This window comes from Mucilaginibacter sp. HD30, assembly GCF_054061755.1.
On the sequence record NZ_JBSSEO010000001.1, the window covers coordinates 447,337 to 465,139 of the forward strand.

Genomic DNA, 17,803 nt, shown 5'->3' on the forward strand with positions numbered 1-17,803 from the left:
TCCCGAACATCCTTATCAAAACTTATGGCAGGCCTGTTAATTAGCACCGGTTCGGCTTTTGCTCAGCAAAAATCTATATACCATAAAGGATGGGTTGATTTCAATAAGAACGGAAAGATGGATGTCTTTGAAGATCCTGCGCGGCCGGTTGAAAACCGGGTGAATGATCTGTTAAGTCAAATGACTATTGAAGAAAAAACCTGCCAGTTAGCTTCATTGTATGGTTATAAACGGGTGCTAAAAGAAGAGATGCCCGGTCCGTCCTGGAAAAACGAGATTTGGAAAGATGGTATTGCCAATATAGACGAGGAGTTAAATAACCTTACTTCCCGTACCGATGCAGCAACAACTCAATACAGTTATCCCTATAGCAAACACGCCGATGCTATTAATACCATACAAAAGTGGTTTGTAGAGGAAACCCGTATGGGTATTCCTGTCGACTTTACCAATGAAGGCATACATGGCCTGAACCATGACAGGGCAACGCCCTTACCTGCGCCGATTAACATAGGCAGTACTTTTAATAAACAATTAGTACGGCAAGCAGGCCAGGTAGTAGGCAGGGAAGCTAAGGCTTTAGGTTATACCAATGTTTATGCACCTATTCTGGACCCAGCCCGCGATCAGCGATGGGGACGAGTAGTTGAATGTTATGGTGAAAACCCTTTTCACATTGCAGAAATGGGTAAGGAAATGACGCTGGGCATACAAGAAGAAGGCGTTGCATCTACGTTAAAACACTATGCCGTTTATAGTATTCCAAAAGGTGGCAGAGATGGTTCGGCAAGAACCGACCCGCATGTGGCTCCGCGGGAAATGCACCAGCTCTATTTATATCCTTTCAGACGGGTGATACAGGAGGCACACCCGATGGGGGTAATGAGCAGTTATAACGATTGGGACGGGGTGCCGGTAACCGGCAGTCATTATTTTTTAACTGAATTATTACGTCAGCAATTTGGCTTTAATGGCTACGTGGTATCAGATAGCGAAGCCGCCGAATATTTGTTTAGTAAACACCATGTAGCTGCTGATCGTAAGGAAGCCGTTCGGCAGGCATTTGAGGCCGGCTTGAATGTGCGTACCAATTTTAGTATGCCACAAACTTACATTCTGCCGTTACGTGAATTACTTGCCGAAGGTAAAGTATCCAAAAAAACGCTCGACTCACGCGTTGCTGATGTATTGCGGGTAAAGTTTCGGCTGGGTCTATTTGATGACCCTTATGTAAAAGATCCTAAAGCGGCAGACAAAATTGTTTATAATGAACAGGCTAAAGCCATGTCATTACAAATGAACCGGGAGAGTATGGTATTGCTTAAAAACACCAATAATCTGCTTCCGCTGGATCTAAAAAAGACACCGCGCATATTAGTTGCGGGTCCGCTCGCCGAAAATATCGAGTATGCCACCAGTCGTTATGGTCCGTCTCATCAACCGGTAACCAGTATCTTAAAGGGGATACAAGATTATGTGGGTGATAAAGGCACCGTAGTTAGCGCAAAGGGTTGTGAGATAATAGATGCTACATGGCCCGAAAGCGAAATTATTGAAACGCCGTTAACTGACAAAGAGCAAGCAGATATAAAGAATGCTGTGGACAAGGCTAAAGATGTTGACGTAATAATAACCGTTGTAGGCGAAGGTGTTGACCAGGTTGGCGAAAGCCTTTCGCGCACCAGCCTGAATTTACCCGGCAGACAGCTTAAACTGATACAAGCCCTGCAGGCTACAGGAAAGCCGGTTGTAATGGTTATGATAAACGGGCAACCTTTAACGATAAACTGGGAGAATAAATATGTACCCGCTATTTTAGAAGCCTGGTTCCCGGGCCCGCAAAGTGGAAAAGTAATTGCTGAAACCTTGTTTGGCGATAATAATCCCGGTGGTAAACTGCCTATAACATTTCCTAAAACTACGGGGCAAATAGAATTGAACTTCCCTTTTAAACCTTCCTCTCAGGCAAGACAGGGTGGTTCAAATGGCTGGGGGAAATCGAGTGTAGACGGTGCACTGTATCCGTTTGGTTACGGCCTTAGCTACACTACTTTTGATTACAGCAACTTAAAGTTGGTAGAGAAGATTCACAAACAGGCTGACCTTGAAGTAAGCGTAGATGTAACCAATACCGGTAAATTTAAAGGTGATGATGTAGTGCAATTATATTTGAAAGATGAACTAAGCAGCGTTACTACTTATGAATTTGACCTGCGCGGGTTTGAACGGGTAACACTAATGCCGGGCGAGACGAAAACTGTACGATTTACTTTGCATCCAGATGATCTGGCCTTGTTGGATAAAAATATGAACTGGACCGTAGAGCCCGGCAAATTCCAAGTGATGATAGGCCACTCATCAGAAGACATTAAGCTAAAAAAGCAGTTCACAGTAGAAGAGTAAAATGCTATAATGTTTTTGTTAGGGAACTGCTTAACTATGTTGAACCGGACGGTGCGAAAAACATTAATTATACCCTGTGGCGGCAATTATCCTAACCTGTTAGATTTAAGTAAAGTAAAACAGACTCGTATAAACCTATAAATTTGAGCGGTATTTTCGGAAATGGCTTGCTGGATTCATCTATTATAAGATGGTTTAGAATTTTTTGTTATATTCAGAGAACATTCAACAAGAGAATTCAATGCTTTCACCGAAAATCAGAAGAGATATCAAACGTATCATTCCTTTCGGCGTGTTATGGTTTGTTTTTAGCCTGTTATATTGCATGTTGGAGAAAAGTCTCCTCGCAAATCTTGATCACTACCCCTCATCTGGTGTTAAGTATAATTTCGCAGGAAACATCGCGGTAATTCCTGCCGCTGGCTTGATAATGGGATTATTGACCGGTGTCCTGGAAATCAGTTATTTCAATAAAAGGTTTATTAAAAATAGCTTTACCAGAAAGGTTTTACTGAAGTCAATGGTTTATCTGGTCATCATCATGGTGTTCCTGATCATCCTTTCGTTTGTCAATGCGTTATTTGCGAACGATGCACAATCTTTCTTTAAGTTATCATCGCCAGTTTGGACATTTTTTACAAATTACTCTGTAATCGGCATTTTGCTATACGTCGCTTCTATAGTTGTAATCACACAATTCTATGCTGAGTTCAGGGAAAACATAGGGCTAAATACATTGAATAACTTTTTTCTGGGAAAGTATCATCATCCCGTTTACGAAGAAAGGGTGTTTATGTTCGTTGATATGAAGTCATCAACAACGATCGCTGAAAATTTGGGACACGTCAAGTACTTCGAAATGTTAAAAGAATACTTCTTTGATCTTTCAGGTGCTGTGATCGACCATGCCGGTGCAATCTATCAATATGCCGGTGATGAAATGATCCTTACCTGGAAACTAAAGGATGGATTAAAAAACAACAACAGTGTAAATTGCTTCTTTGATATGCAACGCAGGCTCCAAATACAGCAAGATGAATATATCAGCAAATTTGGTTTACTGCCCGGGTTTAAAGCCGGGTTGCATTATGGTACAGTTACTGCCGGAGAGATAGGATCGCTTAAAAAGGAAATAATATTTACAGGTGATGTCCTGAATACTTCAGCCAGGATACAGGGCCTATGTAATCAATTCGGTGCCGACCTTCTGGTATCCGAGGACTTGGTTAAAGTACTTGATCTCCCTGCTGGCTACGAGGTAACAACAGTTGGAGAGACCGTGCTTAAAGGCAGGAGTAAGCCAATGGAACTATTTGTCATTTCAATCTTGGTTTAATAAGTTGAATACCATAGCAGAAGCACGGATGTAAAGGGTAGTTGCGTTTTAGTTGACTTGATTATTAAAGTTCAATTTTTCGGGCTTATGCATTATATTGCAGTCAATTAAACTGGCTGGCGATGAATAATAAACAATCAAATCGGTACCCGGTATTTTTTAAATATTTCTTTGCAATTCAAAGTCTGTTTAAAATAATACCTGTGCTATGCTTATTACTGTGTACAATTAATTTGTCGGCCTTTTCGGGTCATAACCACTCAACTGAGGGTGGAGCCAAAGCTAAAGTTTGGGTAGGTACATGGGGTACCGGACTTCAAGCCGTTGAAGCAAGGAATATGCCACCGGCGCCCGGCCTAAGCAATAACACGCTACGCCAGGTGGTGTGTGTTTCCATAGGCGGGAAAAGGCTGCGGTTAAAGTTCTCCAACCAATTCGGCAAAAGCCCTGTTATTATGAAAGCGGTACAAATAGCCGTATCAACAGGCGGCAGCGGAATTGATCCAGCCACCGCTAAAACTTTAGCATTTAATGGCCGGCAGGATGTTACAATGGAAGCGGGCGCTGAAATTGCTGCAGACCCGGTTGCGTTTGATCTGAAACCGAGAATGCAGGTTGCCATCACCATTTCTTATGGAGAAACATCTGCGATTATGACCGGTCATCCCGGCTCGTTTACCACTTCGTACCTGCTTGCCGGCGAACATGCTGCGCCGAACGCGGATTTTAAGGAAGCCCTTATGACCCAACATTGGTACAGTATAAAAGGCATTGACGTAGAAACATCAAAATCTGTGGGTGCTGTAGTTGTTTTTGGTGATTCAATTACCGACGGAAATGGATCGGGCACCAACGAGCAGAATAGGTGGCCGGATGTTTTGGAGATCGCTTTGCTCGAAAACAACGTTACTAAACAGGTAGGTGTGCTTAATATGGGTATTGGGGGCAATTGCGTGCTTAGGGCAGGTTTTGGCCCATCCGGGCTCGACCGGTTCGACAGAGAGGTAATTCAGCAGTCAGGCGTTCGCTGGTTGGTTATATTTGAGGGTATAAATGATCTGGGCGCCACAAGGGACAGTACCAGCGCTGCAGAAGTTGCAAAAAACCTCATCGCCGCGTATGATAAAATGATTATACAAGCGCATGCGCAGGGTATCAAGGTGTATGGCGCTACCATAACCCCTGTCAAGCGTTCGTTTTATTACACAAGCTATAAGGATGCGGCACGTAACGCAGTGAATAAATGGATCCGCACCAGCGGGCATTTTGATGCCGTTATTGATTTTGACAAAGCGATCAGGGACCCTAACGATGAGGCGGCCATCTTACCTGCCAACCAATCAGGCGATTACCTGCATCCAAGTAAGCTGGGTTACCGCGTCATGGGCGGATCTGTAGATCTTTCGTTATTCAAATAAGTATGTTCTAAATGCGGCATATCGAAAAAATACAATAGGACGCTTTTTAACCCACTATGCGATACCCATCCGATTCAAGGACACACGAGTTCATTTTCACAAGGTAAGCAACCAAAAGCGGAGGCCTGGTAAATATCCAGAGCCCCCGCAAAAAACAAAATAAATAGCCCGCTGTGGAAGGCCTATACTTTTAACAAGGCGGGTTATTTAATCGTAATTGGCAACGATGCAGATGGTAAGCCATCGGCTGTTGCTGTTATTATCACCGTACCCGGTTTACTTTTAGCGCCAATAATTGCAAGGGCCAAACCATTAAATGCTTTACGATGATCTGCTTTGAAAGATTCCATGCTGGTTTGGCTTCCATTATCAACGCCTGCCAGGAAGCTATCTGCTCCTGATAATTTAAATTTGATATCATTATCAGCATTAGGCACCATTATGCCATCCTTATCTACAATTTTAACGGTGATATAAGAAAGATCATGATCGTTTTTACGTATGCTGCTCCTGTCGGCACTTAATTCTATTCTGGCCGGCGCCCCTGCGGTTTTAACTTCGGTAGTTTTTACAACTTTGCCATTTTTGCGTGATACGGCCTTTAGGGTACCCGGTTCATATTTTACTTTCCAGGCAATGTGCAGACTGTCCGCCTGTTTTGATTTTGTACCTAATGATTTGCCGTTTAAAAACAGTTCAACCTCGTCGGCATTACTGTAATAGGCCCAAACATCAACCACTTTACCAGCTTGCCAGTTCCAGTGCGGTAATAAATGCAGCACTGTTTTATTGGTCCATTCGCCCTGGTACAAATAATAAACATCCTTAGGGAAACCGGCAAGATCTACTATCCCGAAGTACGAACTGCGCGATGGCCATTGGTAAGGCCATGGTTCGCCAATGTAGTCAAACCCGGTCCAAACGAACTGCCCTGATAGAAAAGCATATTTTTTATATATTTTCAAGGTTTCCTCGTGGGTAAAGCCCCAGGGTGCCGAAATGTTATCGTAAGCGTTAACGGTATTATTGGTATTCTTAGGCATTCTTCTTCCCGGCCACCGTTGAATTGTATCAGGCGATGTAATGTAAACACCGCGACTTTCCAGCGCCGAAGCAGTCTCAGTACCGATGAATATTTTACCGGGATAGTCCTTCTGGAAATTGGCCAGTCGCGGGTTATGGTAATTATAACCTATCAAGTCAACAGCACCCGATTCAACAATTTTATTGCCGGGGCCGGGTTCGTTATTAGCTGTGGTGATCGGTCTTGAGGTATCCAGTTGGTGGATGATACCAGAAAGCTCGCGGGCTATCCGCGTAGCACTGGTATCTCTTTGCTCGGGTATTTCATTACCAATACTCCATATCATCACCGAAGGGTGATTCCTGTCCCGCAGTATCTGATCTACCAAATCGCGTTTGTGCCATTCATTAAAAAAAAGATGAGAGTCAAATTGAGGTCTTTTATGAACCTGCCAAACGTCAAATGCTTCGTCCATAATAATAAAGCCCATACGGTCTGCAAGGTCTAAATATTCCGGTGCGGGCGGGTTATGCGAGGTACGTATGGCATTTACGCCGAATTCTTTTAATATTTTAAACTGCCTTTCAAGCGCGTGCACATTAAATGCTGTGCCCAGCGCGCCCAGGTCATGGTGCAGGCAAACGCCGTTTATTTTCATATCAACACCGTTCAGGCTGAAGCCTTTATCTACATCAAAATTGAAATAACGGATCCCCAGCGGCGTTTCATACTGATCAACCACCACATTATTCACCAATATTTTAGTTTGTACTTTATACAGGAACGGTTTGTTAACCGACCATAATACCGGGTTATTAACACCGAAATTTTGGCTTACAGTAGTAACCGAATCCTTTAAACTAACGCCGGTAAGGGTTTTGCTTGCTATTACTTTACCATCAGCATAAATACTGCTGACAACAGTGGCAGGTTTAGTACTGCCGGCCGCGTTTTTTATGCTAACGCTTAGGTTAACATCGGCATGGGCGGCACTTACCTTTGGTGTGGTTACAAAAGTACCCCACTGGCTAACGGCAATTTTGTTGGTGCTTATCAGCCAAACATTGCGGTAAATGCCCGAACCGGAATACCAGCGTGTATTTGGCTGTAAAGAATTATCAACCTTTACGGCTATCACATTTTTACCGCCATAATTTAAATACGGCGTAAGGTCATATCTGAAACTAATATAACCGTTTGGCCTATAACCTAAATGATGTCCGTTTATCCAGACATCGCTTTTTTGATAAACACCGTCAAAAGCAATATAGATCATTTTGCCTTTATCAGTTTGCGGGATAGTAAAGTTTTTACGGTACCAACCTATACCGCCCGGTAAAGCGCCACCTTCAACAGTGGTAGGGTTTTCTTTTTTAAATTCGCCCTCTATGCCCCAGTCATGAGGTAAATTTAATTTTCGCCAGCCGGCATTATTAAAATCAACGTTTTGGCCGTTGGCTACGTCGCCAAGATTAAACGTCCAGTTTTGATCAAAATCCAAAACCGACCGCCCGCTTTGCGCATGCACAGCAGCTGATAGACTGATCAGGATAAACAGATAAAATAATTTTTTCATTTTGGTTTATAGATAATAATTGGTTGTAGCTATAACAATTCCATATGGCGGCAAAATACGCGTGGAAAGTTTTCTTCTCTCACAAATATATTAAACAGTCCACGCATTGACTTGACTAAAACAGACTTTTTTATTACGAAATTTTACCGAAAAAGACTTTTGACGGGATAAAGGTGGTGGGAGTGGGCTTTATAACAAACCCAAATAGTAGAATGCATTTTACCTCGCAAAACAATTGAAATAAAACGCACTAAGTACCCATTCGTAAACTACATTGAATAAGTGTGAGCGATGCGTTGTTTATATGCACCGGGAGATGTACCAGCCACTTTTTTAAAGGTCCTGGAGAAATTGGATAAGCTTTTAAAGCCGGTAAGCTCTGCTATGGATGCGTAAGAAAGCCTGCTGGCTCCTATCATATGTTGCGCACGTTCAATGCGCTTCTGTGTTATATACGCAAGCGGCCGGGTACCGGTATGTTGTTCAAACGTTCTTGAAAAATATTCTGCATTTTGGTTGGCCCTGTCTGCAAGGGACTTGACGGTAAGCGGCAGGTGAAGATTGGCTGAGATAAATCGCATGGCATCAAGGATTTTTTCCGGCACATATTGTTGACCACTTTTTTGAAATATTTCCGGAAGTGCAAATCTTGACAAAAATTGCAAAAGAATGCCCTGGGTTTCAAGAAAGATAGCTAAACTTTGCTGATTGTTAAGCTGCTGGTACTCATTATAATAAATATGTTTTTCGTATACCTGTGGGTTGTCTGAGCGATTGATACCCCTTCCGGGGTTGATGGCGATTAATCTTCTGAAGTTTAAAGCATCAACTTCGCCCGCCTTGACCTTTAATATGGAAGGATTTGCAGGAAACAAAGATCCCCCTTCCAGCGACTCCTCAAAAAATTGAACGAAATATTGACTGAGATAGTTGGGGCAAATCAAATCACACAGCGTATAGCTTGGAATGATATACAAATAGCCGGCTTCTAATTTTAGCGTTTTTTCAGAATCGGACAGTTCGCCCTCCCCATCATCAATAAAATAAATGCGATGATATGGACTGATCACGTTACGATAATTCCATTTGCTGCTTAACTTTACATAATCCACATTTAAGAGGGAAAATGTGTGCCTTAAAACTCTCCTGACAAGCATAAATTAGTCCTGCAATAATATTGTCATCCAAAGTTATTTGTGCCGGATAAATTTAACGGAAAAACATCGACTGTTTATACTAAAACAGACTTTTTGTTCCCAAAATGATTTTATAGACAAGTCAAATCCAAAATAACGAACCGCTCGGTGTGGTTAACCATTAGAGCGAGCACGTTTACAGAATAATGGTTGAAGACGTGAAACAAATGGCAACCAAAGACATAAGTGCTTAAAATTATATAATAATGTTGTTGCTCCCTGAGATGACTATAATTTAGGAAATATTGCTATAGTTAAATTGCAGCAGAATTTCATCAGTTAATAATACCACTTTTTACCGCCAATTTAACCAGTGCTGGCGTGTTGCGAACACCTGTTTTATCAATCAGCGATTGACGATGCCCTTCAACCGTACGGCGGCTGGTAAATAACTTATCAGCAATTTCCTGGTTGGTGTAACCTTCGGCAATAAGTTCAAGGATCTCCAACTCGCGTTTTGAAAAATCAATGTCAATTGGCTTGTCTTCTATTGTCATTGTGGGTATGTTTATCATACGCGTAAGCAACCGTTGGGTTAGTTCAACGCACATATATTTTTTGGCGTTATGCACTTGTTGTATAGCAAAAAGCAGCTCGGTTGCGCTGATGTTTTTAAACAGGTAGCCCATTACTCCGGCATTAAATGCTTTTATAACGTAATTTTCATGGTCGTGCATAGTAAGCAACAACACTTTTATCAAACCCGAAACGCGTTGTAATTGCTGCGTAAGCTCAATGCCACCCAGCACAGGCATATTCATATCTGCCAGTACTATGTCTGGGATAAGGCCATTATTCAGCATATCCAGCACTTCCTGCCCATTTGTAGCCTCGCCAATAATCCGAATGTCGTTTTCTTTCTCGAGCAGATTTTTTATTCCGTTTCTTACGATGTTATGATCGTCTGCCAGTATGATTTTTATCATGATGGATTTTCTATTACGAATTTTTTTATGTTGACAGTATTATTCCATTAAAACCTTTCAGCATATAAAAGAAAATGAACCTGCAAAAAATGGATAATAGTTAAACATTTTAACAGCCATTTATTTTAAAGGTTTAAATTTTTTGAATAAATACGCCCGATATTTTGTCTAACACCTTTAAGTTTTTCAAAACGGGTAGTTTTTCAAGCCATTTCCCGTAGTTATCCCACAAACCCCGCGTGCTATAAACCTGTTGAACTTTAAAAAAAGCGAACGCTGTCTGTGCAACACAGGCAGTTATAGCTGCTACAAGTTGGAACGGCTCCTTCTTGCTACACTGTTAAGTATGAAGATATTCACATGGCACATTCACGGTAGTTATTTATACTACCTATCGCAAGGCGACTACGAAATTTACATCCCCGTAAAAGAAAGTAAAACTGAAGGCTATTATGGACGGGGCGAAACCTTTCCGTTTGGACCGAACGTAATTGAGATTCCGGCCGAAGAAGTGCGGCAGCAACAGTTTGATTGTATATTATTTCAAACCAATCACAATTATCAGGTAGACCAATACCAGATCCTGTCAGAACAACAACGGCAACTGCCACGGGTATACCTGGAGCATGATCCACCACGTGTGCACCCAACCAATACACGGCATATAGTTGATGACCCTGATGTTACCGTTGTACATGTTACCCATTTTAACCGTCTTATGTGGGATAATGGAGATGTACCTACACGCGTAATAGAGCACGGAGTAATGGATCCAACAGTTCAATATTCGGGGCATTTAAATAAAGGTTTAGTAGTGATTAATAATTTGGCTACACGTGGCCGCCTTTTAGGGTATGATATTTTTCAGCAGGTAAAAAAGCAAGTGCCGATGGACCTGATAGGAATGGGTACCGAAGACATTGGATTGGGCGAGGTGCTGCATCCACAATTACCGGTTTTCCAAAGCAAGTATCGGTTCTTTTTTAATCCAATAAGGTACACCAGCCTGGGCCTGGCTGTTTGCGAGGCCATGATGATGGGTATTCCGGTAGTTGGCCTTGCAACTACAGAACTTTCTGCCGTGATAGATAACGGCTACTCCGGTTTTATACATACCGACATTGATTACTTAATTGATAAGATGAACATGCTGTTGGAAGATGCCGAACTGGCCCGCGATATAGGGCAGAACGGGCGCGAAATAGCCATGACACGCTTTAACATCAAACGATTTACAAACGATTGGCAACAACTCTTTTCTGAAGTAATAAATCGCGAAAATAAGTTAACAAAAAGTAGCAGTACCTATGAGCAAGCATAAAACAAGAATTGCGATGATAAGCGAACACGCGTCTCCATTAGCCAGCTTGGGAAGTGTTGATACCGGCGGCCAGAACGTGTATGTAGCGCAATTGGCCAAATATTTGGCAAGGCAGGGTTATGTTGTTGATGTTTACACCCGTAGAGACGATACTGAAAGTGATGAAATAGTAAACTGGATCCCCGGCGTAAGGGTGATCCACATTAATGCAGGTCCGCAAGAAAGCATTATTAAGGAAGAAATGCTGCAGTATATGCCTGAATTTAAAGACAATATGCTCCAATTTATAATTGGCCGTCATTTGCATTACGCTTTAGTGCACGCCAATTTCTTTATGTCGGCGTTGGTGGCTATGGGTATAAAAGAAGAGCTTGATATTCCTTTCGTAGTAACATTTCATGCACTCGGCCAAGTGCGTCGGTTGCATCAGGCAGGGAATGACAAATTTCCGGTTGAACGTTTAGCAATTGAAAAAGCAGCAGTAGATGAAGCCGCGGGCATTATAGCCGAATGTCCGCAGGATAAGAACGATCTTATTGAATACTACGCTGCTAATGAACAAAAAATAACCATAATACCGTGCGGCTTTAGCGACACCGAATTTTATCCGGTTAAAAAAGAATTAGCGCGCCGCTTAACACGTTTGCCGCAAGACGACCATGTTCTGTTGCAACTTGGCAGGATGGTGCCGCGCAAGGGCATAGATAATGTAATAAAAGCGCTGGCATATTTGCCAGAAAGCAGTAAGCATTATCGCCTGGTAATTGTAGGGGGCGAAAAGGAACTTGAAAATTGCGAGGAATATAAACGCCTTATGAACATAGCAGCAACTTGCGGCGTTCAGCAAATGGTTAAGTTTATAGGACCCCGAGATCGTGATCTGTTAAAATATTATTACTCCGCAGCAGATGTGTTTATTACCACGCCATGGTACGAACCATTTGGCATAACACCACTCGAGGCGATGGCGTGTGGCACACCGGTGATTGGAGCCAACGTTGGCGGAGTTAAGTATAGTGTTGCTGATAATATCACCGGCGCGTTGGTGCCCCCGGATGACCCGCAATCACTCGCTCAAAAAATATTTGAGTTGATAAGCGATCAGAATAAATTAGATCAAATGGGGCAAAACGCTATTGAGCATGTAAATACAAACTTCACCTGGCACAAAGTTGCAGAACAGGTAGGAGCGCTTTACCGCCAGTTAACCACAAAACCGGGCGTTGGTATAAATATTGGAGCGATGGAGGAAAGCAGAGCAGCTTAATGAACAAGGCGATATTTATTGATAAGGATGGCACATTGGTTCCTGATATACCCTACAATGTTGATCCGAAAAAAATAATCTTAACAAGTAATACAGTTGGGGGCTTGCAGCGTTTAAAGAAGGAAGGGTATTTATTGATAGTTATTTCCAACCAGTCGGGGGTGGAGCGTGGATATTTTAAAGAGGAAGCTCTTGTTAACGTCGAAGCAAAACTACAAGTCTTATTAGCCGGGTATAATTTGCGATTAGATGGCTTTTATTACTGCCCGCATTACGCTGTTAAGTGTGACTGCCGCAAGCCGCTGCCGGGCATGATATTAAAGGCGGCGCAAGAGCATAACATCGATTTAAACAGCTCTTGGATGGTAGGTGATATTCTGAACGATGTAGAAGCCGGAAATCGCGCAGGCTGCAAAAGTATTTTAATAGACAATGGCAACGAAACGGAATGGATTGGCGATGACTTCCGAACGCCAACAATGACTTGTAAAAGCATTAACGAAGCGGCTGACTACATCTTACAAAAACAATTAGCGTAATGGAAAGCTGGGCGGACTGCAAAAATATTCTCTGTATCAGGCCCGACAACATGGGCGATCTGATTATGAGCGGCCCCGCTATTCGAGCACTAAAACACACCTTCAACTGTAAAATCACTGTGCTAACATCATCAATGGCGGCAGCCATTGTTAAACATATGCCAGAGATTGATAACACTATAGTTTTTGATCTGCCCTGGATAAAAACTGATAAAGCCGATGATGATCTTTCGGGAATTGTAAGCGAACTCAGACTAAGGTACTTTGATGGTGCTGTAATATTTACGGTGTATAGCCAAAGCGCACTTCCGTCAGCTATGCTTGCCTACCAGGCGGGTATTCCAAAAGTATTGGGATACTGTCGCGAAAATCCGTACGGCTTACTTACCCACTGGGTTCCTGACAAAGAACCTTTTGTATTAATAAAGCACCAGGTACAACGAGATCTTGACCTTGTGAGCACGATAGGCGTAGAAAGCGCCGGGGATAAGTTATGCCTTACCGTTGATGATGATTTGTGGAAACACAATGTGCTTCAAAAATTAACACAAAAAGGCATAAGGCCCCACTCGCCGTGGCTAATTTTACACGCAGGAGTAAGCGAAAAGAAAAGAGAGTATCCCGTACAAAACTGGATTGCTGTTGCAAAACAATTTATTGATCGTGGTTACCAGGTGTTGTTTACCGGCTCGGCTACAGACAGAAATCTTACAGACGAATTGCAATCAAAAACCGGGGCAGGCAGTTATTCGCTTAGCGGCGTTTTTGCATTGGATGAATTTATTTGCCTGATTAAAAATGCACCCCTGATAGTGTCAGTAAATACGGGCCCTGTTCATATTGCCGCTGCCGTTGGTACACGTGTAGTTGTGCTTTACGCTCAAACCAATCCTCAGCATACGCCATGGAAGGTGCCATGTAAAGTGTTACAATACAGTGTTGAAGGGCATATGCGTAGTAAAAACGAAATCATCCGCTGGGTTAATAATGAGTTGTATTCATCACATGCGCCCATTCCATCTGCCGACGAAGTGGTGAAAGCAGCAGAAGATTTAGCGCAAGGACAATTAAAAAATATTGAGGTTTAATTAACCTTTGGCCGTCTGATCCTCTAATAAAGCGACTAAATCTACGGTCTCTCTGAAAACAGCATGAAAGTCCGGTAGCTTTAACCAGTTAATTGTGCGGTGTAGGCGTTTATTCATCGGTCCCCAACGTTCGGGCTCGCCATCCATGCTAATGACAATGCTTGGCGTTTTAAAGGCGGCTGCTATGTGCGATACGCTCGTACAATTCGATATCAACATCGCCGCGTTTTTTATTAGTACGCCAATTGCTCCCAATGATGTTTTACCCGCCGCGTTACCTGGCTCATTCTTCATTTTTGAACTAACCGCATCTACTATCGGCAACTCGTCTTTGGTGCCCGTTAGTATCACCGTAAACCCTTGCTCCGCGAAATAATCCGCCAAAGCTGCAAAATTTTCTATCGGCCATTGCCGCCACGCCCCCCGCGATCCCGGGTGTACGCAAACGTATTGCTGTGGCTGCAGATCAGGGTAAACCGCCCGCAATTCGTTGTAATCATCGTCGGTTAACGGAAATTCCAGATCACTGCCTTGTGCCGGTATACCCAGATATTCCATCAGCAATACGTGCCGTTCAATTTCGTGTAAACTATCCGGGTAGGGAAGAAAAAGGTCATTGTCGGGCGCGTAATGTCCCGCAACTTTAAATCCTGCTGTTTGTTTAGCTCCCAATAGCTGAACCATTGAATTTACAACAGATCCGTTACCCTGCATCTGTAAGATCAAGTCAAATTGCTCTTCATGTATGCGCGGCAAAAATTCAGCAAACAACGTCGCGTTAAAAGGCTGTTCCGGCAAGCCGGGATATCCGGGAAAATGGATAAGACGGTCAAAGTATTCATTAAACCGTTCTGTAAAACCTTGGGCCCATGGCAATCCTAACAAAACAATTTCTGCTTGCGGATAAGCAGCGCGTAAAGCCCGTATAGCCGGTATTATGCAAAGCATATCACCTAACTGCAGTGCCCTGAAGATCCCTATCTTTTTTATACGCGGTGATAATTTCATCATTTAAATAAATAACACTTTGTACTTAACTGCGCCATACCATTGCCAGTAAACCGACAAAAACGGAATAACCAAAGACGTAGCGACCATCTCAATTATGTGCTTTGGCGACAAACTTTTACCATACAACCGCTTAATAATAAAATGAATGTACAGGCCCGCCCAAATGGCAAAGCCAAAAGCGGTAACGTTGCTGCTATGTACAAGTACGCCTGCCAGCATAATAAAAAAGGCCAGGATAATGGCATAATACAATACCGGCGGGACGGGCTGTATTTTTTGCCGATATAATTGGGGATACTTTTTATACAGCAGTGCGTTGTACAAAGTTTTCTTCTGCTCTTTGATACTGATCCCCCAATCAGTTTTTCTTACCGGATGGGTCACTATCACAGCCTCTTCTCGTTTTATAGGAATCCTTTCTAAGAGTAGTTTGAACTCCAGATCGCTATCCTCACGCCAGGCCATGCTGAATTGTTCATCAAAACCGCCTGTTTTTAATAGGGTTAGCTTGCTGCATGCGCAATTCGCGGTTATAAAATCGGCGGTTTCCAACCCTGCGATATTTTGTTCATAATCAGTAGGACGTTTACTGCGGGGTACAATCACTTTTCCGGCTATGGCTTTTAGTTTATCAGGTTGTAAGCATACCGCAATTTCCCTTAACCAATTTTTATCCGGAATACAATCATCATCGGTAAAAGCTATTATTCCTCCCTTTGCGTTCAGCCATCCGTAATTACGCGCTGCAGCGGGGCCTTTTTTTTCGGGCAGGCACAGGTAGCGTAAATTAGTGCCGCTGCCGGCATAAGCATCTATCGCGTGTTTCGTTTGTTCGTCGGGTCCGTCGCTAACTATAATTACTTCAAAATCCCTTTTATCGAAATTTGGGGCCGATAATGCATTTAAGCATTTAGTTAACAAGTGCGGCCTCTGATAGGTGGGGATTACTACCGATATTCTCATTATCCTTTTCAATTACAAATGAACCAATGATCAATGCGTCAAACGGCGATGACCAAAAACACTCAATGGCGTCGCGCGGGGTACAAACAATAGGTTTGCCAAGGGTATTAAAGGAGGTATTTACCAACACAGGTACCCCTGTCTTACGCTGAAATGCTTTAAGCAGATCATAATATGCTTTATGCTGATGCTCATTAACCGTTTGTATGCGGGCCGTGCCGTCTGTGTGTCTAACAGCTGGTATCTTGTCTGCTTTGTCTTCCAGTACATCATAAACAAAAAGCATAAATGGAGAATAGACTGCATGTTTGAACCAATTGCCGGCTTCTTCTTCCAATACTACCGGTGCAACCGGCCGGAAATCCTCACGGTCCTTTACCTCATTTAAGCGTGCCTGCATTTCCGGGTTTATGGGCGATGCCAATATAGATCGGCTACCCAGCGCGCGTGGCCCAAATTCCATGCGTCCCTGGTACCAACCGATTATCTTGTCCTGCGCCAGGATTTCGGCAGCTTCTTCAGCCACGTTATCCAACTTGCGGTAAGGCACTTTGCACCATTTCATAAATTTCTCTATCTCATCATCGCTATATTCAGGGCCCCAATAGGCGTGCTCCATCACAAAGTCGCGCTGGTTGCTTTTACGTTGTTGGGCATCAATCCATAACGCGGCTCCTAAGGCAGTACCATCGTCGCCTGACGCTGGCTGTACCCAAATGCTATGGAACAAACCTCTATCGCGAATGCGTGCGTTAGCGACACAGTTTAGCGCTACACCCCCTGCCATGCAAAGGTTGATTTCTCCGGTTTCTTTTTGCAGCCAACTTGTCAATTCATGCAGGGTTTCTTCCAATACCAACTGTAGTGAATGAGCGATGTTGAAATGGTGTGCAGTAAATTCTTCGTGGCGCAAACGTCTCGGGCCGAATCTTTGCTCAAGGCGTTGATTGGTTACTGTGTATTGCCCGTTTATGCCGAGCTGTATCATCTCTCTGAAATCCTTAACAAAAACGGGCTTGCCGTATGATGCCAGGGCCATTACCTTGTATTCATCTGAGGAGTGAAGAAAACCTAAATAGGTAGTAACTTCCTCATATAATAAACCCAATGAGTGCGGCATGTTTACCTGGCCAATGCGATTTAATTGCTGACCATTGCCAATATTGTAAGTGGTAGTGGCCAGTTCGCCGCGCCCGTCAACCGTCATTACTGCGGCGGTTTTGTAAGGCGAACAGTTAAATGCGCTTGCCGCATGTGCAACATGATGCTCTACATAATGCCATTGTTCTGGTTTGATGTTGGCGCCAATGAATCTTTTTTGCAGGTGATGCGGATAGCCATCGTTAAGCTGTTGGCGGGCGTTAAGTATTGATGATAAGAACAGCGGATCCCAGGGATTAAGCCATTGTTGATAGGGTAAGCCACTACCAGGTTCAAATGGTATTTCAATCGTAGGTTTGCCCTTATGCTGTTCGCCAATCAGCAGGTACGGATCAAATGAGTAGGCGACATGATCAACATCATTGATATGAATCCCCGCCACCTTTAAACAATAGTCAATAGCATGAAAGGGGAGTTCCCAAGTAGAGAACGGCACAGGCCGTTTACCATGTTTAATATGTGTAAAGCGCTCTTCCTCTGATGCAGCCAGCAGTTGGCCATCCTTTATAATGCAAGCCGCCGAGTCGTGAAATACGGCATTTATTCCTAATGTGTACATATGTAGCTGTTAATT

The 17,803-nt window shown here is 43.2% G+C and carries 13 protein-coding genes; 7 read left to right on the plus strand and 6 right to left on the minus strand.

What is annotated here, in order from left to right; all coding sequences use genetic code 11:
* Positions 1–24 precede the first annotated feature (24 nt).
* The 3 genes from ACVW2L_RS02225 (at position 25) to ACVW2L_RS02235 (ending at position 5,157) form a co-directional block, all read left to right on the plus strand.
* Positions 25–2,403 (plus strand): glycoside hydrolase family 3 C-terminal domain-containing protein, encoded by a 2,379-nt coding sequence (locus ACVW2L_RS02225; RefSeq protein ID WP_457126320.1) that lies wholly within the window; start codon positions 25–27, stop codon positions 2,401–2,403.
* 241 nt (positions 2,404–2,644) lie between these two features.
* Positions 2,645–3,739, plus strand: a complete 1,095-nt coding sequence (locus ACVW2L_RS02230) for an adenylate/guanylate cyclase domain-containing protein (protein ID WP_457126321.1) — start codon at positions 2,645–2,647, stop codon at positions 3,737–3,739.
* A gap of 233 nt (positions 3,740–3,972) precedes the next feature.
* Positions 3,973–5,157, plus strand: a complete 1,185-nt coding sequence (locus ACVW2L_RS02235; protein WP_457126322.1) for an SGNH/GDSL hydrolase family protein — start codon at positions 3,973–3,975, stop codon at positions 5,155–5,157.
* Between the two features lie 203 nt (positions 5,158–5,360).
* Here ACVW2L_RS02235 and galB read toward each other — a convergent pair whose 3' ends face one another.
* The 3 genes from galB to ACVW2L_RS02250 form a co-directional block, all read right to left on the minus strand.
* Positions 5,361–7,757, minus strand: coding sequence for a beta-galactosidase GalB (gene galB / locus ACVW2L_RS02240; protein ID WP_457126323.1), 2,397 nt, complete (start codon positions 7,755–7,757; stop codon positions 5,361–5,363).
* Between the two features lie 269 nt (positions 7,758–8,026).
* Entirely contained in the window at positions 8,027–8,914 is an 888-nt protein-coding gene (locus ACVW2L_RS02245; RefSeq protein WP_457126324.1) for a helix-turn-helix domain-containing protein, read from the minus strand.
* Between the two features lie 314 nt (positions 8,915–9,228).
* The gene (locus ACVW2L_RS02250; RefSeq protein ID WP_457126325.1) at positions 9,229–9,879 is read right to left on the minus strand and encodes a response regulator; all 651 of its coding nucleotides are present in this window, start codon (positions 9,877–9,879) and stop codon (positions 9,229–9,231) included.
* 346 nt (positions 9,880–10,225) lie between these two features.
* Between ACVW2L_RS02250 and ACVW2L_RS02255 the strand changes: the two genes are divergently transcribed.
* The 4 genes from ACVW2L_RS02255 to ACVW2L_RS02270 are packed head-to-tail and all read left to right on the plus strand — an operon-like array spanning position 10,226 to position 14,094.
* A complete protein-coding gene (locus ACVW2L_RS02255; RefSeq protein ID WP_457126326.1) occupies positions 10,226–11,200 on the plus strand; it encodes a glycosyltransferase in 975 nt (324 codons plus the stop codon).
* Entirely contained in the window at positions 11,187–12,467 is a 1,281-nt protein-coding gene (locus tag ACVW2L_RS02260; protein WP_457126327.1) for a glycosyltransferase family 4 protein, read from the plus strand. Before ACVW2L_RS02255 ends, ACVW2L_RS02260 begins: the two co-directional genes overlap by 14 nt.
* A complete protein-coding gene (locus ACVW2L_RS02265; protein ID WP_457126328.1) occupies positions 12,467–13,006 on the plus strand; it encodes a D-glycero-alpha-D-manno-heptose-1,7-bisphosphate 7-phosphatase in 540 nt (179 codons plus the stop codon). Before ACVW2L_RS02260 ends, ACVW2L_RS02265 begins: the two co-directional genes overlap by 1 nt.
* On the plus strand, positions 13,006–14,094 hold the full coding sequence (locus tag ACVW2L_RS02270; RefSeq protein WP_457126329.1) for a glycosyltransferase family 9 protein: 1,089 nt from the start codon (positions 13,006–13,008) through the stop codon (positions 14,092–14,094). Before ACVW2L_RS02265 ends, ACVW2L_RS02270 begins: the two co-directional genes overlap by 1 nt.
* On the opposite strand, the gene ACVW2L_RS02275 is transcribed toward ACVW2L_RS02270, so the two are convergent.
* Genes ACVW2L_RS02275 through ACVW2L_RS02285 form a run of 3 tightly spaced genes read right to left on the minus strand, consistent with a single transcriptional unit; the run spans position 14,095 to position 17,788 of the window.
* Complete coding sequence (locus ACVW2L_RS02275) at positions 14,095–15,105, minus strand: glycosyltransferase family 9 protein (protein WP_457126330.1); 1,011 nt, start codon at positions 15,103–15,105, stop codon at positions 14,095–14,097.
* Positions 15,106–16,026, minus strand: coding sequence for a glycosyltransferase (locus tag ACVW2L_RS02280; protein ID WP_457126331.1), 921 nt, complete (start codon positions 16,024–16,026; stop codon positions 15,106–15,108).
* Positions 16,016–17,788, minus strand: coding sequence for a carbamoyltransferase family protein (locus ACVW2L_RS02285; RefSeq protein WP_457126332.1), 1,773 nt, complete (start codon positions 17,786–17,788; stop codon positions 16,016–16,018). The genes ACVW2L_RS02280 and ACVW2L_RS02285 overlap by 11 nt, the downstream gene beginning before the upstream one ends.
* Between the last annotated feature and the right edge of the window lie 15 nt (positions 17,789–17,803).